Below are 17472 nucleotides of genomic sequence, written 5' to 3'. Positions count from 1 at the left end.
TAAGCGGTCGCTGGGTAGCACTGTCACCTTATCTTGGCGGCGTGAAGTTCCACGGCAGCAGGTCGTCTAGGCGGCTTTGTGGGTGGCCGTTGGCAATCGCGGTCAGGGTTGCCTTGAGATAGGCAAAGGGCTCGATGCCGTTAATCTTGCAGGTCTCGATGAGCGAGGCGATGCGGCCCCAGGCGATGCCGCCTTCGTCATGCCCCGTTGCCCGGCAGGGTTTTGGCAAGGCCAAAATCCCGAGAGGGGGCGAAGAGCGCGTTTTTGCGATTAAGGGCTATCGGGCGGATCAGGTTTTCAACCCTGTTGGAGTCAATCTCCACGCTGCCGTCCTGCAGGAAGGTTTGCAGCCCGTCCCAGTGGTTATGGATGTAGGTCAGCTTTTCGCCCAGGCGGGATTTTGCGGAGATCTTGCGGCGATGGGTCTGCAGCCAGTCACCGAATGCGGCCACCAACGGCGCGGTGCGGGCTTGGCGGGCAGATAGGCGCTGGCCTTGCGAGACGCCGCGGATGTCGGCCTCGACGGCATAGAACTCAGCGATGCGGCGCAGACCCTCGGCGGCGATCTCCGATCCGTCGCGATCGAAGACCTCCTTGAGTTTGCGTCGGGCATGCGCCCAGCAGTGCGCCACCCGAATGGGCGCACCTCCCTTGCGCGCGGGTTTGGTCAGGCGGTTGTAGCCGGTGTAACCATCGATCTGCAGGATGCCATCGAAGCCGGTGAGGAAGGTTTCGGCATTCTCGCCCGCGCGGCCGGGGGCATAGAAGTAGACGACGCCGGGCGGGTCCTCGCCGCCCCACGGCCTGTCATCACGGGCGAGCGCCCAGAGATATCCGGTCTTTGTCACACCGCGCCCCGGGTCCAGCACCGGGGCTGTTGTCTCGTCCATGAACAGTTTGGATGACCGCTTCAGGTGGTCGGCCAGCCGGTCAACGATGGGTTTCAGGTGGAACGCAGCCTTGCCGACCCAGTCGGCCAGCACGGCGCGGTGCAGATCGAGGCCCGCCCGTGCCATGATCTGGCTCTGGCGATACAAGGGGAGATGGTCCGCATATTTGCTGACCAGCACATGGGCGATGGTGGCCTCGGTCGGCAGGCCGCCCATGATCAGATGGCTGGGTGCTGGGGCTTGGGTCACCCCGTCGGTGCAGGTCCGGCAGGCATACTTCGGCCGCACGGTCACGATGACGCGCAACTGCGCCGGCACGATGTCCAGCCGCTCGCTGCGGTCTTCGCCGATCTTGTGCATGACACCGCAGCCACAGGGGCAGATCAGGCTGGCGGGCTCAACGATCTCTTCGATCCGCGGCAGCGCGGCTGGCAGGTTGCCGATGGTGCGCTTGGGCGTAGGCTTGGTCGTCCCGTTGTCCGCCTTGGCGGCCCGCGTTTTCTTTTCTGTCTCAACCTCGGCCAAGGCGATGGACAGGCTCTCGAACGCCAGCTGGCGTTCATCTTCAGACAGCTTTTCTGACCGCTTGCCATGCAGGGCGTGGTTCAGCTCGGCGATGAGATGCTCTTACCGACGGGTGATTTCTGTCAGTGTCGCCACCGTTTCCATCAACGCCAGCACCGCCGCGCGTTGCGCGGCCGGGATGGCGGAAAGGTCGATGACGGGTGCGGTTTGCATGGGCTGAAGCTACCATAAAAACCCCCGCAAAAACACGCCAAACCAAGCGGTTGATTTACTCGGCCGCAGCTGGCGGGCGCGCCTCCAATGCCTTTACTTTGCGCCAGTCGAGACCCGCAAACAGCGCCTCGAACTGGGCGTGGTTCAGCGCCATCACCCCATCCTTGATCGCGGGCCAAGTGAATGTCGCATCCTCCAGCCGCTTGTAGGCCATCACCAAGCCAGTGCCATCCCAGAAGAGCAGCTTCAACCTGTCCGCCTTACGCGAGCGGAACACAAAGACCGTGCCGGTGAACGGATCCTTGCGTAGCACAGACGACACAACCGCTGCCAGGCCATCATGGCCTTTCCTGAAGTCGACAGGCTGCGTCGAGACCAGAAACCGCACTCGGTTCGAGGGGAGCATCATGACGACGGCCCGAGCGCCCGCACAATCCCGGCAATCCGCGTGGCTGTCGTTGCACCGTCCAACCGGATTGTCACCTGGCCCACGGCGATCTCGATAAATCCCAAGGGCTGCGCTTCAGACTGGCCCGGCCGCTCAGGACGCGTTGGCACAGCACCAGTATTCTCATCCAACAGCACAAGAGGCGCAAAACAAAAGCCGCTGTCCGCCAGCGCAGGCAAAACCAACTTCCCGTCGCGCGCCCGACCACGCCATTCCGACAAGTGGTTCGCCCGAAGCCCATACCGCGCCGCAACCGCGTTCACCGTCACACCAGGCATCAGGCTTTCTGCAACGATCTGCGCCTTGACCTCGTTTGGCCACCGCTTCTGACCATTGGCCCGTATCTCCACACCGTAGTCCCTGAGAAACTCCACCGTAGTCGCCATCGCGAAACTCCTGCCCCGATCTCCATCAGCCGTGGAGTTGCAGGTCAGGCAAAAACTGGGAAGGTGCCGCCTAGGAAACGCTTACGAAAAGCTTACACAGTCGGCGCTGTTGTAAACCTTAGGCTGCCATTTGAAGTTTCTGGCGCTGCCGCTCACGTGCACGGCGCTGAATTATCGCAATCGCCTCTTGGGCTTCCGTTGCCGTTGTGTAGTGACCAAGATTTATAAGAACGCCGTCTATGTCGATCATTGCCTCAAATCGGTCTTCAACGCTCCATACGCCGGCCATCCCAGTCGGACCACGCCATGGCGCACGATGCGCCAGCACCTGCATGCGTTCGCCTTCGCGTAGATTGGTCCAGCGGTTGTTGCTGCGATCTTGATCTATGTGTGCGATATTCGATCTTGGCATAGCGCCAGTCATCCAAAGCCACGCCAAGCGGTGCAACAGATGGCGTTCACCGTCGATGCTGACTTTCAAGAAGCCACGCGCATCGTGAAGGGTGCCTGCGACCTTGCCGGCCTTGGCACCCCTCACCCATGTGAAGCAGCCTGCCTCGGGTTTGTAAGTCAAAACTTGGCGTAGTCGCGTTTGTGTCAACATTTGTTCGCTCCAGCGATTATACATGATCCAGCTTGCGGTGGCGGAAGAGCTTCCACAAGGAGGATATGTTATAGTATAACATATTTTGATTGATTTGAACATCTGATCTCAGAGCTCAGGGAGGGTGATCAAAGATTATAGAGCCTCGTGTTGGTTTGGCTGACGATGGAGGAACACGATCATTAAGAACACACGACGCCTCCCCATTAGTGGAGGGCAGACAAGCCGTCGCTGAGACATCTAGTACCTCTGAGAATCGGAGGCTACTGGCTTCGCTATCTGCGGCTGCGGCTGCGGCTGCGGCTGCGGCTGCGGCATTGATATGATCGTTGTGACAGCGTCCGACAACCAATCGGATATAAGCGGTCCATTGAGCGAACCGCTGCAATGCACACCATGGGTCGGACCGGGAAGGCGGACGTCATTCCGATCACGAAGCTTGCTAAAGGAGGTCCGCCACATTTCAAACCACCTCGGCGCCTAGAATTTCAGACTGTCCATATCTGAGGGGTCGACCTGTTCGGACCCTCGCCGACATCAATCTCCCTCAACGCGTGTTATACGCCATCGCGCACCACCGCTCAGGAGCGCTGCCAGCGTAACCACTCCTCGGACTTTATCGCTCTGCGCAAAGTAAGCCAGACGGCCCTGTGGGGGGGCGCGCTGAGCGTCTCTGTCACACCAACCAAGCGGTTTCATCACCGATCCGGTGGTTGCGATGCTGAAGGTGGAGGTTTCGTTCGCCCCCGACCTGCCGATACTGGCTGCATCCCCATGAAGAACGCGTCGTTTTTCTAAGACTTCGCATTTCTTGAACAAACGTCAATAGTCCCACCCGACCGTGCGTTCGCGACGCTGTAAGTAAGTCATGTGATCAACCTTATGAGAGAAGATATGACAAACCCATACCAAAACTCTGCAACCGCAAAGCTGATCGCGGAACGTATCCGCGACCTTGCGCATCGTAAGACCCAGGCAGACATCGCCGCCGAGGCAGGCTTTGCAAATGCCAACATGGTAACCTACCTCAAGAACGGCAAAAACAAAGTGCCATTGGATCGTATGCCATCATTGGCAAAGGCGCTCGAGGTGGACCCGGCATACTTGATGCGCCTTGCGCTTGATCAGGCGGTAGGCGCGACTGCGGCAAAAGCTATTATTGAAATCTTCGGCACGCCCGCAAGCGAGAACGAACGTGGCTGGTTGGCGGAGCTGCGTGACGTATCAGATAACAGCGATCCGCGGATGACAGCCCGTTCGCGCTCTGCACTGAGGGGGATTTTTGGAAAATGAATGAACCCTTGTTCACATCACCCAAGGGTCCAGCGGGACTGTGGGACCAACTCACCACGAATGAGAGGGCTTGGATTGAGTTCATCAGGGTCATCAGTGGCGGTCGTGACCCGAAGCTTACATTGGTGCGCGTCCAGATGCTGGAAGAGCTGTTAGATACTGGGTGAGGGGTCCGGCGTGAAGAGGTCAGCCGTTCCCCGGCGGCACGCCGTTCTTGTTGAAAAACACCCCAACTGCTTGCACTGATTTTTCCACTACAATAACAATGAACGAAATTAATTTCACAAGAAAAGCGGTGCCAGAATAGTTGCCTTACATGGTGCCAGAACTCCACGTAACCCATTGATATATATAAAGTGGTCGAGAGTTCAATCCTCTCTCACAGCACCATAAATTCTTAGAAAATGATCCTTGGCCGGCTCTGCAGGGTGCCAAGCGCCACCTTGGCGCCCCCTGATCTGCACTGCTCGGGTTATGCCAAACAAGTGAAGCGCGCAGGGGGCGGCGAGGGTGGCCGTTTATTTCACCAACCGCTCGACCAGAAAGCTGAGGGTCACCGACAGCCCATCAGGGGCAATGCCGTGGCCTGTACCTTTCATGACATGACCATAGGTTTCAAACCCGGCCGCAAGCAGGGCGTTGCCCGCCAGGCCCATATCCTCGAACGGAACCACCGGGTCCTGATCGCCATGGATCAGCAGAATCGGTGGTTTGGTCACGGCCTCATGCAGCAGATCAGGCGACAAAAGCCGGCCGGAAATTGCCACCACCCCGGCAATCACCGGGCTTCGGCGCGGGGCGATGTGCAGGCTCATCATTGCGCCTTGCGAAAAGCCGACCAGCACCAGCGCATCGGGCTTCAGCCCTTCCTCGGCCAGTTTTTCAGTCAGAAAACCGTTCAGGTCATCCGCCGCCGCCAGCAACCCCTGCCGCGCAGCCTCTTCGGAAGAGCCGTCAAGCCAGGGGATCGGAAACCACTGCCGCCCCATCGGCGCACCGTTGCACGGCTCTGGCGCATCGGGCGAGAAGAAAACCGTATGGGGCAAATGGGGGGCCAGCGGGTCGGCAAGCCCCAGCAAATCCGCGCCATCCGCGCCGTAGCCATGCACAAAGACAACCATGCTACGGGCCTGGCCCAGCGGGGCACCCCTGCGGGCGGAGGTAAGTTTACGTGTCATCTGATCCCTTCTTTCGCGGTCGAAACCCTGTAATAGGCCCATAACAATCTTGCTGCAACCGATCGCCAGGGCACCCAACCCGCAGCCATCTGGCGCATTTGCTTTTCCTTGGGCCGCTCATCCAACCCGAACAAGCGCCTTGCCGCCTCTTGCAGGGCAAGGTCGCCATGCGCGAACACATCGGCACGGCCAAGGCTGAACATGGCGTAAATCTCGGCCGTCCAGGTGCCAATGCCCGGCACTTCGGTCAAGGTGGCAATCACCGCTTCATCCGGCATCTGCGGCAAGGCCGCGTAGTCGATGCGGGCCGCCGCAAGCGCGTGGGCATAGCGGATCTTTTGCCGTGACAGGCCGCAGGCCCGCAATTCCACTTCGCTGGCGTTGCGCACAGCGGATTCTTCGATCAGCCCGGAAGCCTGCAGCCGCGTCCAGATCGCCTGGGCCGATTGGGTGCTGACCTGTTGACCGATGATCGCATCAAACAGCGCCGAAAATCCGCCCGGTCGCAAACGCAACGGCAAATCCCCAACCTGGTCCAGAGCCGCCGCGAAACGCGGATCATGGGCTGCAAGCCAAGCCGCCCCTTCGGCTACGCAGGCATCCTCTTTGATAACTCGTCCGATCATCCCGCCCCCATCTTTTCAGGCAGGCTAGCGGGGCTGGAATGGCAGCGAAACCCCAAAATGCCCAGCGGGCATTGTAGCCATGACAATTTGTCTCTTGCCCGCAAGGGGTCTGCGCGAATATGCCAACGGCATGAGCCAAACCAGCACCCTCCCCGCCCCCGCCCAATCCCGCCGCAATGTGTGGGTTTTGGTTGCCGCCCAAGCGTTTTTGGGCGCGCAGATGCCGATGATCTTTACGATTGCGGGGCTTGCCGGGCAAACCCTGGCCTCAAACGCCTGTTGGGCCACGCTGTCGATCTCGATCATGGTCGTGGGCTCCATGCTTTCGGCGACGCCGCTATCGTCGGTCATGCAAAAATACGGGCGGCGCGCCGGGTTCTTGATCGGCACGGCAGCGGGCGCTATCGGGGCGGCGATCGGGGCATACGGGCTCTATTCCGCGTCCTTCCCGATTTTCCTGCTGGGCGCGCTGTTTTCGGGCACCTATATGTCGGCCCAGGGGTTTTACCGCTTTGCCGCCGCCGATACCGCCTCTGAAGAATTTCGCCCCAAGGCGATTTCATGGGTAATGGCGGGCGGGCTTTTGTCGGCCATCATCGGGCCGCAGCTGGTCAAAGTGACGGCACAGGCCTTTGTGGTGCCGTTCATGGGCACCTATCTGGCGGTGATCGTGCTGAACATCGTCGGTTCCTTTCTGTTTTTGGGCCTGAACATCCCCAAGCCCGCCAAGCCGAAAATCGGTGACGCGCTGGGGCGCACCCGGATGCAAATGATCCGCACGCCGCGTATCGCTGTTGCGGTGATTTGTGCCACGGTTTCCTATGCCTTGATGAACCTGGTGATGACATCTTCGCCGCTGGCGGTGGTGGGCTGCGGGTTTGAAACCTCGAACGCGGCAGATGTGGTGACGGCGCATGTGCTGGCGATGTATGTACCATCCTTCTTTACCGGCCATCTGATTGCGCGCTTTGGTGTGGAACGGATCATCGGGCTGGGGCTGGTGATTCTGGCCGCTGCAGGTGGGGCCGCGCTGACCGGGGTTCAACTGGAGAACTTTTTTGTGGCGCTGGTGTTGCTTGGCATCGGCTGGAACTTTGGCTTTATCGGCGCCACAACGATGCTGGCCGGGGCCCATGCCCCGCATGAGCGTGGCCGGATGCAGGGCTTGAATGATCTGGTGGTTTTTGGTGGCGTCACCATGGCGTCGCTGTCTTCGGGCGGGTTGATGAACTGTTCGGGCGGCTCGGTTGAAGAAGGCTGGGCGGCGGTGAATATGGCCATGCTGCCCTTCCTCGTGCTGGCCGGCGGGGCGTTGATCTGGCTGGCGATGCAGCCAAAAGAGCACCGGACAGGGTAAGCGCGCCTGACGTTGTTTTCCCGCCCCGCCCCGCCCCGTCCCGCTGCCTTACCGCCAGCCCGCATTTGATTGCAGACCAGCGCCAGCATATATCTGGCCTGTTGTGGGTTTGGCCTGCTGCGTCAGCGCAAGCTCGCTAGCAGGTCCAGGCTCGGCTCGCCGGTCACCGCCATTCCCCGGCTGGCCTGATAGGCGGAAATCGCAGCGCGGGTTTTGGGGCCGATAACGCCATCATGGCCTTCGGTATCAAAGCCTTTGGCGGTCAGCAGGCGCTGCATTTCCTGACGGTCGCTGATTTGCATACCAGCAGCATCGGGTGGGAAATTGCCGCGGATTGCCGGGCGGCCAAGGATGCGGTCAGACAAATGACCAACCCCGATCACATAGCTTTCGGAATTGTTATAGCGGGTGATGGCGGTGAAATTGCGGAAGGTCATAAAGGCCGGGCCGCGCGTGCCTTCGGGAACAAGAATAGAGGCGGCACCATGGTTGGGCACCACAGCGCCCTCCATATCGCGCACGCCAAGGGCAGCCCAGTCAGCCGGGCTGCGGGTGGATTTGCGCCCTGAAAGCCCCGCATCAAACCCCGCCGGAAGCCGCACCTCGACCCCCCAGGGCTGGCCCTTGGTCCAGCCCGATTTCGCCAGATAGGCGGCGGTAGAGGCAAGCGCATCCGATGGGTCTTCGGACCAGATATCGCGGCGGCCATCGCCGGTGAAATCAACCGCGAACAGCTGGTAAGAGGTGGGGATGAACTGGGTGTGACCCATCGCGCCTGCCCATGATCCGGTCATCCGCTCTGGTGTGATATCGCCGTTTTGCAGGATTTTCAGCGCCGCAAGCAGTTGTTTTTCAAAGAACGCCCCGCGCCGCCCATCATAGGCAAGCGTGGCCACCGCCGAGATCACCGGCACATCGCCGCGCCGCTCGCCAAAGAAACTTTCCAGACCCCAGACCGCGGCAACCACATGGCCCTCTACGCCATAGCGCCGCTCAATCGCGTCCAGCGTGTTGCGGTGGCGGGCATATGCGGCGCGACCTTTGGCAACGCGCTCTTCCGAGGCGGCGATGGCCAGATAATCTTGCAGGCTGCGCTTGAATTCGGTTTGGTTGCGGTCGCGCTCTATCACCTCGGGCAGAAAGCCCACGTTGCGAAAGGCCGCGTTCATCGTACTTTGGTTGATGCTGGTTGTGCGGGCGCGAAACCCTGCGACCCACCGGTCAAAACCTTCGTTGGGGACCGGGCGGAACTGGGGGGCGCTATGCGCCGAAACCGCCCCCCTGCGCCCACCGCCGCCGACACAGCCCGACAGCATCAACGCGCCCAGCCCGATAAGAGTTGTTCTTTTGGTAACCCGCATGCCTTGCCGCTCCTCAAACCCACGCCGGGCATTCACCCGTTTTTTGTCAGGGTAACGCAAATCAGGGGGCGGGGAAAGAGATGCTAAAAGCGATGGGTGAAAGCCTGCCACAGCAGCCGCCCACGGCGCGAAAACTCAGACAGATGCAGCGCGCCTTCACCCACACGGGCCGGTTCCCGCGCCGCCATGGTCAGCAAGCCATGCGCCTGCCATCCGGCAAGCCGGGCGGGGTTTGCGCCGGGGTCAATGGCGGCCTTGCGGGCCAAGGCAAGACGGGCAAGACCCTGTTCGGCAAGCGCTTTCACCCCCTCATCCCGGCCATCAAGCAGCGGAATACGGCCACGCGCCACCAATTCCGGCACCGCTTGCAGATAGGCGGCCAGCCCTGCGGCCCAGCCAAAATCACGCAAGCCCGCCTCATCCGCCGCCCCTGCCCCAAGGGCCTTGCCCGAAAGCCACATCAACCCGCCAGCGGTGTCATTCAGGTAGGCGTCAAAGGCGGATTGATCGGCGAAAGCATCGGAATAGATATCCCAGCGCCGGGCCTCGACCATCCGGTCCAGCGCGTCAAGCGGCAGGCCACGGCTGGCCATCACCGCAGCAAGCGGCGGCATCACCTCATGCGCGCGAACAACACCCTTGGCGGCATCTTCCAGCGCATCGCGCCACCATTGCAGGCGCATTTCCGCGATCATCGGCTCTTTGGTGACCCAGGGCGCGCGGGCGATTTCAAGGTTGAAGGCGTAAAGTGCAGCCAGTGGTTTGCGCGCCGCTGGTGGTGCCGCCATAAGGGCTGCATGGCGGGTGGGGTCGCCACGTTCAATCTGCGCCAATAGATTTTCCATGTACCGCCCCTATGCGCCATCCCGGATCAGCTTCCAGGTCACCGCATCCAGCAGCGCCTCAAAGCTGGCATCAACGATATTCGGGCTGACCCCAACCGTAGACCAGCGCTTGCCCGTCGCATCCTCGCTGTCGATGATGACGCGGGTCACGGCCTCGGTGCCGCCTTGGGTGATGCGAACCTTGAAATCGACCAGATGCATGTCGTTGATGCAGGCCTGATAGGGGCCAAGATCCTTGGCCAGCGCCTTCCACAGCGCGTTGACGGGGCCGCGATCGGTGCCCGATGCATCCATGCTTTCGCTGACAGACAGCATCTTTTGATCACCGATTTTCACCACCACCACGGCTTCGGACAAGGTCACGGTCTGATTGCGCTTGTTCTTGCGGCGCTCTACCGTGACGCGGTAGCGCTTTACCTCAAAGAACTGCGGGCAGAGGCCAAGGGCCCGGCGGGCGAGCAGTTCAAAGCTGGCCTGCGCGCCGTCATAGGCGTAGCCCTGATCCTCACGCAGCTTGATCTCATCAAGAATACCGGCAAGGCGCGGGTCTTTGGCGTCGGCCACGATCCCCGCCGCGGCCAGCCGGGCGCGCAGGTTCGACTGCCCGGCCTGGTTCGACATCGGGATGATGCGGGCATTGCCGACCAATTCGGGCGCGATATGTTCATAGGTCGTGGGGTCTTTGATGATCGCGCTGGCATGCAGCCCCGCCTTATGCGCAAAGGCTGACGCGCCAACATAGGCCGCCCCCCGCGCAGGCACCCGGTTCAAAATATCGTCCAGCATCCGGCTGGTGCGCAGCAATCCGGCCAGTGCGTCCCTGCTGACGCCGGTTTCAAAGCGGCTGGCATAGGGGTCTTTCAGCAACAGCGTCGGGATCAGGGAAATCAGATTGGCATTGCCGCAGCGTTCGCCCAAACCGTTCAGCGTGCCCTGAATTTGCCGCGCCCCCGCATCGACCGCGGCAAGCGAACAGGCCACGGCATTGCCAGTATCATCATGGCAATGGATGCCCAGCCGGTCGCCGGGAATACCCGCCGCAATCACCTCGGCGGTAATCCGCCCCACCTCGGCAGGCAAAGTGCCGCCGTTGGTATCGCACAGCACAATCCAGCGCGCCCCGGCACCGTAAGCAGCGCGCAGGCATGACAGCGCGTAATCGGGATTGGCGCGGTAGCCGTCAAAGAAATGTTCGGCATCGAACAGGGCCTCGCGACCTTTTGCGATGATATGCGCAAAAGAGGCCGCAATCGCCTCGCGGTTTTCCTCCAGCGTCACGCCCAATGCGGTGGTGACGTGAAATTCATGCGTCTTGCCGACAAGGCAAACCGCAGCGGTATCGGCATCCAGAACGGCGGCCAGAACATCGTCATTTTCCGCCGAGCGCCCAACCCGCTTGGTCATGCCAAAGGCGGTCATGGTGGCGCGGGTTTTCAGATGCTGCGCAAAAAACTCGCTATCGGTCGGGTTCGCACCGGGCCAGCCGCCTTCGATATAATCAACACCCAAAGCATCCAGCGCTTGGGCGATCTGAATTTTTTCCGCCGTGGAGAATTGCACGCCTTGGGTTTGCTGCCCATCGCGCAGGGTGGTGTCGTAGAGGTAGAGGCGTTCAGTCATAGAAAATCCCCTCTACCGCATTCTTTTCGGCACAAATATCCTCGGGGGTCCGGGGGCAGACAGCCCCCGGCGCTTGCCACAAGAACCACGCCCGAACTGCCCTCCCCGGGGCGGCTGATGTCCTTTGGTTGAAATATTGTTGAAGAAATCACCTTCATAGCAATCCCTCAACCCTTGCAAGCTGCTCAATTTTCTGCTCGCACTCACTTACAGTCAGCATGTCGGGATTCTCATATCGCCACTCACTTGTATTCGTTTTATCGACAGAAAGTCTCACGCCCGCTTCCAGTAACCCATCGCGCAGACTATCCGCTGATGACCAAGCCTTTTTCCGACGATAACCAATCCATCTTTCTGCAAGCATCTTGATCTGAGTTCGTATTTCCAAACTAAGCTCACCTTGCTCGGGCCAATCTGAGAGATCATTTGTCAACAATCCCAGCAAAGCAGCCGATGCCGCCAACTGTGGTGCACCAATCCCCGATTTTTCGACTTCCTTCGCCAATGCATGTAATCCCGAAATAGCCATAGAAGTGTTTAAATCGTCAGAAAGTGCCTGAATGATGATCGGGTGCGGCTCCGATGGTTTGACACCCCTAACCAAACCTCGCCATTTTCCCAGAGTATCCCTTGCCTGCGCGGCCTTCTCTGCCGTCCAGTCCATCGTCTTGCGATAATGCGTCTGCAAAAATACAAACCTGATCACCTCGCCCGGAATCCCTTGGTCCAGTAAATCGCGCACGGTGAAAAAATTGCCCAATGACTTGGACATTTTCTTGCCCTCGACCTGCAACATCTCATTATGCAGCCAGATGTTCGCAAACCCCTCATCGGGGTTGGCGCAGCAGCTTTGGGCCAGCTCGTTCTCGTGATGCGGAAAGGTCAGGTCGGTGCCGCCGCCGTGGATGTCAAACGATGGCCCCAGCAGCGCCTGCGACATGGCTGAACATTCGATATGCCAGCCGGGGCGGCCCCGGCCCCATGGGCTGTCCCATCCCGGCGTTTCGGCGTCCGAGGGTTTCCACAGCACAAAATCCATCGGGTCGCGTTTATAGGGGGCGACCTCTACCCGTGCGCCCGCAATCATATCATCAACCGAGCGGCCCGAAAGCTGGCCGTATTCGGGGAAGGAACGCACGTTGAACAGCACATGCCCTTCGACCTCATAGGCGTGGCCCTTGGCGATCAGGTCCTCGGTCATCGCGATCATTTCAGGGATATACTGGGTCGCGCGCGGCTCATGGTCGGGGCGCAGATTGCCAAGCGCGTCCATATCGGCATGATACCAGCCGATGGTTTCCTCGGTGCGCTGCGCGATCAGCTCTTCCAGCGTGCCTGTCTCGCCTGCGGTCTGGCGGCGCAGGGCCTCGGCGTTGATCTTGTCATCAACATCGGTAAAGTTGCGCACATAGGTCACATGGTCTGCCCCGTATTCATGGCGCAACAGGCGGTACAGCACGTCAAACATGATCACATTGCGCGCGTTGCCGATATGCGCGCGGTCATACACCGTAGGCCCGCACAGATAAATCCGTACATTTTCGCGGTCAATCGGGGTAAAAACCTGCTTGCGGCGGGTTTTGGTGTTGTGCAGTTTGATTTCGATCATGGGTTTACCCTCGCTTGGCCCTTCGCGCGGCCTATTGGGCCGCAGCACATGCAACTCTTCCCGGCGGGCATATCAACTTCGTCTTTGATTGGAAACGAAAAGAAGGCTTGCCCGCGCAGCTATGTCAGCGGGTAATGCAGCAAATGCAAAGGCGGCCTGTATTTTTCATCAGCTTGGGTTAGCACACCGCGCACCGCGCTGCCAAGTCTGTTGTGCGGTGGCGCGCGTGCCGATTTGGGTAGGGGCGGCTTTTCTGGACAGCCGGGGCAGGCTTGGGGTAATTGAAGCTATGTTCAAGTGAAGCGCAAAGGGTGGGAAACGATGCAGATCAAGGACAGTGCGGTAGTGGTGACGGGCGGGGCCTCGGGGCTGGGGGCTGCGGTCGCGCGGGCCTTTGCAGCCAAGGGGGCGGCAGTGGTGCTGTTTGATCGCGACACGCTGCGCGGCAACGCGCTGGCCGCCGAGATCGGCGCGCAATTTGTCGCCGTGGATGTGACCGATGGGCCGTCTGTTGCGCAGGGCATTGCCGCAGCGAAAGCCGCCATGGGGCGGATATCTGTGCTGGTGAATTGCGCCGGGATTGCCAGCGGGGCCAAGGTTGTGGGGCGCGAGGGCCCGCATGACCTGACGCTGTTTCAGCGTATAATCGACATCAATCTGGTCGGCAGTTTCAACACGATGCGTCTTGTTGCGGCGGAAATGGCCGCAAATGATCCGATCGAGGGAGAAAGAGGGGTCCTGATCAACACAGCCTCTATCGCGGCCTTCGACGGCCAAAAGGGGCAAACGGCCTATGCAGCGTCCAAGGCCGGGATTGTCGGAATGACCCTGCCTGCCGCACGGGATTTGGCAGCGCAAGGCATACGGGTCTGCGCCATAGCGCCGGGCGTGTTTTCAACGCCGATGCTCGAAGGGCTGGGCCAGGACATTCAAGAGGGGCTGGCCGCCGATATACCCTTTCCCAAACGCTTGGGCCGCCCGGAAGAATTTGCCGCATTGGCCGGTTTCATTGTCGAATGCAGCTATCTGAATGGTGAGGTGATCCGGCTGGACGGGGCCTTGCGGATGCGCTGACCATGCGAAAGGGGGCAGAGGTTTCCCCCTGCCCCTTATTTAACTGTGCTTTGCCAGACCATGCGGTTGACCCGCCGATCAGAGCCGATAGTTCAGAACCCGCAGATCAGAACCGATAGGCCGCCTTGACCTGGAACAGATTGGTACGGATATCGGCACCCGAACCGTTGAAATCATCAAAGCGGTGATGGCCAAGTTCTGCACCCACGGTCCACGCGTCATTGATCGCGTAATCCATGCCGATACCGATCAGCCAGCCATTGTCGGACCCGGCTGCAGGGCCGCCGCTAACCTTGCCATGGGCCGCGCCTGCAGTTGCATAGAGCAGCGTTTGACCGAAATCATAACCGCCCATCAGCTTCAACTGTGTGATGCTGTCCAGCTTGGAGCCGGGGCCAATGTCAATATCTGCGGCGTTATAGGCAAGCTCGACCCCGGTGACGAATTGCCCGAAATCGTGGCGATAGCCTGCATGTACCCCGCCGATCATGCCATTGCCGTCAAGGGCAGGGATGATGGCATTGGACGAAACATCGCCATAGCCAAGCTGGACACCGGCGTAAAGCCCTGTCCAATCGCCAGTTACCGGCGCAACCACCGCCACCGGCGCAACATAAGGCTCTGACACCGGCTCTGCCATACCACCGGCGAAGGCGACCGGGGCTGCGAGGGAAGTTGCGAGTACGAGGGATGTAAAGAGTTTCATGTATCTACCTTTCGTGTCCTTGCGTTCGGATCATACCGACTGTGTTGACAACCCCTAGATAGGTATGCGGTTCCCGTTTTTTAAGGTCGCGCCACGCAGACATGCCCCCAAGCGCCGCAGATTGGCTGAAAGCCGCCAATTCACGGCTTTATCGGCAAAATTCAGCCTGATTAAAGGGTTAAGGGGTAGAGCCCTTATCTTCCAGCGTCATCCACTCGGTTTCCAGCGCCGTCAGTTGGGCCTGCCGGTCGGCCATCATCTCCGAGGCTTTGCGGAATTTAACGGGTTCTTTGGTGAAAAGATCATCCGCTTCCAGAAGTTCCGCCAGCTTGCTGATCTCGGCTTCCATTCTGGCGATGAGTTCGGGCAGATCTTCCAGCCGTTTGCGTTCGGTAAACGACAAACGCTCGCCGCGTTTTCCATCGGGTTTGGCGGTGGCTTGGGTGGGGGTTTTGGCTTTGAACGTGGCCTCTGGCGCCCATTCGGTATCGCGCTGGGCCATGTAATCAGACCAACCGCCGGGAAAAACACCAACCCGGCCCTGCCCTTCCAGCGCCACGGTCGAGGTCGCCACCCGGTCGATAAAATCGCGGTCATGGCTGACCAGAAGCACAGTGCCGTCATAATCGCCAAGGATATCTTGCAACAGATCAAGGGTTTCGACATCAAGGTCATTGGTCGGCTCGTCCAAAATCAGCAGGTTGGACGGTTTGGCCATGATCCGCGCCAACAGCAGCCGCGCCTTTTCACCGCCGGAAAGGGACCGGACGGGCGCGCGGGCCTGTGCCTCATTGAACAAGAAATCCTTCAGGTAACCGACGACATGTTTCGGGTTGCCCCGCACCATGATCTGATCCGAACTGCCGGAAACCGCCATAGACGGATCATTTGTCAGGTTGTCCCAAAGGCTTGCATTCGGGTCAAGCTGCGCGCGGGTCTGGTCAAACACCGCGATTTCAAGGTTGGTTCCAAGGGTGATTGTGCCACTGTCGGGCGCGGTTTCGCCAGTAAGCATCTTCAGCAAAGTGGTTTTGCCGATTCCGTTCGGGCCGACAAAGGCAATACGATCGCCGCGCAGCACCCGCAGATCAAGATTATTGACGATTTGCGTGTCACCAAAGGCCTTGCTGATACCCTTTGCCTCAACCACCCGTTTGCCCGATGTGGTGCCGGAGTCGAGCGCCATTGCCGCTGTTCCCTGGCGGCGGATCTGGCCCGCCCGTTCGGCCCGCAGTTCGGCCAAGGCGCGCACGCGGCCCTGATTGCGTTTGCGGCGGGCGGAAATGCCTTCGACGGCCCAACGCGCCTCGGCCTTGATCTTGCGGTCGAGTTTGTGGCGCTGTTCGTCCTCCTCGGCCCAGACGGTTTCGCGCCATTCTTCAAACCCGTCAAATCCGGATTTGCGGCGGCGGACCTGGCCACGATCAATCCACAGCGTCGCGCGGGTCAGCGCCTTGAGGAAGGCGCGGTCGTGCGAGATCAGCACAAAGGCGGTGCGGGTGGATTTCAGCTCCTCCTCAAGCCATTGAATTGCCTGAATATCAAGGTGGTTGGTGGGTTCGTCCAGCAACATCAGTTCGGGGGCTTCAGCCATCAGTCGCGCCAAGGCCGCACGCCGGCGCTTGCCCCCCGAAGCCGAGGCAACCGGCGTTTCAGGATTGAATTTCAGCCCCTCGGCAACCATCGCGACCTTGTATTCCTCACCTTCGGGCAAGGTGGCGGCAGCGTAATCGCCCAGCGTTTCATAAGCGGAAAGATCTGGATCTTGCTCCATATAGCCCACAGTCACGCCGGGCGGCACAACGCGGGTGCCGGCGTCAGGTTGCACCAAACCGGCCATCACCTTCATCAAGGTGGATTTGCCCGAGCCATTGCGGCCAACCAGCGCCACACGATCACCGGGATGCACCACAAGATCGAGATTGTCGAACACCGGATCACCACCAAAGGTGAGCATGATACCGGAAAGTTGCAAAAGTGGGGCGCGGGCCATTGGATTACCTGTCTGTCAGAGTATAGAAAAGCCGCCCCCGCTGGATAAGCTTGGAGGCGGCTTGCGAATTTTCTGCGAAAATTCTGATTTTTCGACTCAAAAATCGTAGGCGATCAGCCAACCAGTTCAAGGCCGGAGAAGTAGAAGGCAATCTCACGCGCAGCGGACTCGGGGCTGTCAGAGCCGTGAACCCAGTTTTCCCCCACGGACAAGGCAAACTCTTTGCGGATCGTGCCAGCATCGGCCTTTTCCGGGTTCGTTGCCCCCATGACTTCGCGGTTTTTCAAAATGGCGCCTTCGCCCTCCAGAACCTGCACGATGATCGGCGCCGAGGACATGAATTCGCACAGCTCGCCATAAAACGGGCGCTCGGAATGTTCAGCGTAAAACGCGCCAGCTTGGGCAGGCGTCAACTGAATCCGCTTTTGCGCGACGATCCGCAGACCCGCGTCTTCGAATTTTGCGTTGATTTTTCCGGTCAGGTTGCGGTTGGTGGCATCGGGTTTGATCATCGAAAGGGTGCGTTCAGTGGCCATGGTCATCTCACTTTGATATGCGCGGAAGTCCGCGTGATGTTTATGGGTGCCTGCTAACATGAGAGGCAACGCTTGAAAAGCCCATCTGCGCGTGCGCGCCCCGTTGACGCGGCGCGCTGCATGGGGCAAGGCGTGACCCATGTTACGTATATCAGATATCAGCTATTCCGTCGAAGGCCGCCCGCTGCTTGTGGGCGCCTCTGCAACC

15 protein-coding genes and 1 pseudogene are annotated in these 17472 nt (G+C 59.9%); 3 read left to right on the top strand and 13 right to left on the bottom strand.

The window, feature by feature from the left end:
• Positions 1-28: 28 nt before the first annotated feature.
• The 4 genes and pseudogenes from tnpC to VDP61_RS11465 all read right to left on the bottom strand — a co-directional run.
• Positions 29-1517, bottom strand: a pseudogene (gene tnpC / locus VDP61_RS11480) (IS66 family transposase); the annotation flags it as partial.
• Between the two features lie 166 nt (positions 1518-1683).
• A complete protein-coding gene (tnpB, locus tag VDP61_RS11475) occupies positions 1684-2037 on the bottom strand; it encodes an IS66 family insertion sequence element accessory protein TnpB (RefSeq protein ID WP_323007029.1) in 354 nt (117 codons plus the stop codon).
• The gene (gene tnpA, locus VDP61_RS11470; RefSeq protein WP_323007028.1) at positions 2034-2462 is read right to left on the bottom strand and encodes an IS66-like element accessory protein TnpA; all 429 of its coding nucleotides are present in this window, start codon (positions 2460-2462) and stop codon (positions 2034-2036) included. The genes tnpB and tnpA overlap by 4 nt, the downstream gene beginning before the upstream one ends.
• A 118-nt stretch (positions 2463-2580) precedes the next feature.
• Positions 2581-3090, bottom strand: a complete 510-nt coding sequence (locus VDP61_RS11465; RefSeq protein WP_323007027.1) for an HNH endonuclease — start codon at positions 3088-3090, stop codon at positions 2581-2583.
• Between the two features lie 846 nt (positions 3091-3936).
• Here VDP61_RS11465 and VDP61_RS11460 point away from each other — a divergent pair.
• Positions 3937-4359 carry a helix-turn-helix transcriptional regulator gene (locus tag VDP61_RS11460; RefSeq protein ID WP_323007026.1) on the top strand — a complete coding sequence of 141 codons (423 nt, stop codon included), beginning with the start codon at positions 3937-3939 and terminating at the stop codon, positions 4357-4359.
• A gap of 518 nt (positions 4360-4877) precedes the next feature.
• Here VDP61_RS11460 and VDP61_RS11455 read toward each other — a convergent pair.
• Positions 4878-5537 carry an alpha/beta hydrolase gene (locus tag VDP61_RS11455; protein WP_323007025.1) on the bottom strand — a complete coding sequence of 220 codons (660 nt, stop codon included), beginning with the start codon at positions 5535-5537 and terminating at the stop codon, positions 4878-4880.
• On the bottom strand, positions 5534-6163 hold the full coding sequence (locus tag VDP61_RS11450) for a DNA-3-methyladenine glycosylase 2 family protein (protein ID WP_323007024.1): 630 nt from the start codon (positions 6161-6163) through the stop codon (positions 5534-5536). Before VDP61_RS11450 ends, VDP61_RS11455 begins: the two co-directional genes overlap by 4 nt.
• A gap of 130 nt (positions 6164-6293) precedes the next feature.
• On the opposite strand from VDP61_RS11450, the gene VDP61_RS11445 reads away from it, so the two are divergent.
• Positions 6294-7520, top strand: coding sequence for an MFS transporter (locus VDP61_RS11445; protein ID WP_323007030.1), 1227 nt, complete (start codon positions 6294-6296; stop codon positions 7518-7520).
• 122 nt (positions 7521-7642) lie between these two features.
• Here the strand turns inward: VDP61_RS11445 and VDP61_RS11440 are convergent, their stop codons facing one another.
• From VDP61_RS11440 to cysS, 4 genes are all read right to left on the bottom strand, one after another.
• Complete coding sequence (locus VDP61_RS11440) at positions 7643-8881, bottom strand: lytic murein transglycosylase (protein ID WP_323007023.1); 1239 nt, start codon at positions 8879-8881, stop codon at positions 7643-7645.
• Positions 8882-8964: 83 nt separating this feature from the next.
• On the bottom strand, positions 8965-9726 hold the full coding sequence (locus VDP61_RS11435) for a squalene/phytoene synthase family protein (protein WP_323007022.1): 762 nt from the start codon (positions 9724-9726) through the stop codon (positions 8965-8967).
• 9 nt (positions 9727-9735) lie between these two features.
• Positions 9736-11346 carry a citramalate synthase gene (gene cimA, locus VDP61_RS11430; protein WP_323007021.1) on the bottom strand — a complete coding sequence of 537 codons (1611 nt, stop codon included), beginning with the start codon at positions 11344-11346 and terminating at the stop codon, positions 9736-9738.
• Positions 11347-11500: 154 nt separating this feature from the next.
• Positions 11501-12955 (bottom strand): cysteine--tRNA ligase, encoded by a 1455-nt coding sequence (gene cysS, locus VDP61_RS11425; protein ID WP_323007020.1) that lies wholly within the window; start codon positions 12953-12955, stop codon positions 11501-11503.
• A 321-nt stretch (positions 12956-13276) separates the two neighbouring features.
• Between cysS and VDP61_RS11420 the strand changes: the two genes are divergently transcribed.
• Entirely contained in the window at positions 13277-14029 is a 753-nt protein-coding gene (locus VDP61_RS11420; RefSeq protein ID WP_323006210.1) for an SDR family NAD(P)-dependent oxidoreductase, read from the top strand.
• A gap of 106 nt (positions 14030-14135) precedes the next feature.
• On the opposite strand, the gene VDP61_RS11415 is transcribed toward VDP61_RS11420, so the two are convergent.
• The 3 genes from VDP61_RS11415 to ndk form a co-directional block, all read right to left on the bottom strand.
• Complete coding sequence (locus tag VDP61_RS11415) at positions 14136-14735, bottom strand: outer membrane protein (protein WP_323006209.1); 600 nt, start codon at positions 14733-14735, stop codon at positions 14136-14138.
• Between the two features lie 178 nt (positions 14736-14913).
• A complete protein-coding gene (locus VDP61_RS11410) occupies positions 14914-16728 on the bottom strand; it encodes an ABC-F family ATP-binding cassette domain-containing protein (protein WP_323007019.1) in 1815 nt (604 codons plus the stop codon).
• A 113-nt stretch (positions 16729-16841) separates the two neighbouring features.
• Positions 16842-17264 carry a nucleoside-diphosphate kinase gene (ndk, locus tag VDP61_RS11405; RefSeq protein ID WP_323007018.1) on the bottom strand — a complete coding sequence of 141 codons (423 nt, stop codon included), beginning with the start codon at positions 17262-17264 and terminating at the stop codon, positions 16842-16844.
• Between the last annotated feature and the right edge of the window lie 208 nt (positions 17265-17472).

It is taken from the genome of Pseudorhodobacter sp. (assembly GCF_034675685.1).
In the GTDB taxonomy this organism is placed as follows: Bacteria; Pseudomonadota; Alphaproteobacteria; order Rhodobacterales; family Rhodobacteraceae; genus Pseudorhodobacter.
The sequence above is the reverse complement of the archived record's forward strand: the minus strand, read 5'-3'. Positions and strand labels throughout refer to the sequence as shown.

What these genes read in the sequence shown, in the direction of transcription:
- tnpB (WP_323007029.1), bottom strand. Translation starts at nt 2,037, where the DNA reads ATGATGCTCCCCTCGAACCGAGTGCGGTTTCTGGTCTCGACGCAGCCT.
- tnpA (WP_323007028.1), bottom strand. Translation starts at nt 2,462, where the DNA reads ATGGCGACTACGGTGGAGTTTCTCAGGGACTACGGTGTGGAGATACGG.
- VDP61_RS11465 (WP_323007027.1), bottom strand. Translation starts at nt 3,090, where the DNA reads ATGTATAATCGCTGGAGCGAACAAATGTTGACACAAACGCGACTACGC.
- VDP61_RS11455 (WP_323007025.1), bottom strand. Translation starts at nt 5,537, where the DNA reads ATGACACGTAAACTTACCTCCGCCCGCAGGGGTGCCCCGCTGGGCCAG.
- VDP61_RS11450 (WP_323007024.1), bottom strand. Translation starts at nt 6,163, where the DNA reads ATGATCGGACGAGTTATCAAAGAGGATGCCTGCGTAGCCGAAGGGGCG.
- VDP61_RS11445 (WP_323007030.1), top strand. Translation starts at nt 6,294, where the DNA reads ATGAGCCAAACCAGCACCCTCCCCGCCCCCGCCCAATCCCGCCGCAAT.
- VDP61_RS11440 (WP_323007023.1), bottom strand. Translation starts at nt 8,881, where the DNA reads ATGCGGGTTACCAAAAGAACAACTCTTATCGGGCTGGGCGCGTTGATG.
- VDP61_RS11435 (WP_323007022.1), bottom strand. Translation starts at nt 9,726, where the DNA reads ATGGAAAATCTATTGGCGCAGATTGAACGTGGCGACCCCACCCGCCAT.
- cimA (WP_323007021.1), bottom strand. Translation starts at nt 11,346, where the DNA reads ATGACTGAACGCCTCTACCTCTACGACACCACCCTGCGCGATGGGCAG.
- cysS (WP_323007020.1), bottom strand. Translation starts at nt 12,955, where the DNA reads ATGATCGAAATCAAACTGCACAACACCAAAACCCGCCGCAAGCAGGTT.
- VDP61_RS11420 (WP_323006210.1), top strand. Translation starts at nt 13,277, where the DNA reads ATGCAGATCAAGGACAGTGCGGTAGTGGTGACGGGCGGGGCCTCGGGG.
- VDP61_RS11415 (WP_323006209.1), bottom strand. Translation starts at nt 14,735, where the DNA reads ATGAAACTCTTTACATCCCTCGTACTCGCAACTTCCCTCGCAGCCCCG.
- VDP61_RS11410 (WP_323007019.1), bottom strand. Translation starts at nt 16,728, where the DNA reads ATGGCCCGCGCCCCACTTTTGCAACTTTCCGGTATCATGCTCACCTTT.
- ndk (WP_323007018.1), bottom strand. Translation starts at nt 17,264, where the DNA reads ATGGCCACTGAACGCACCCTTTCGATGATCAAACCCGATGCCACCAAC.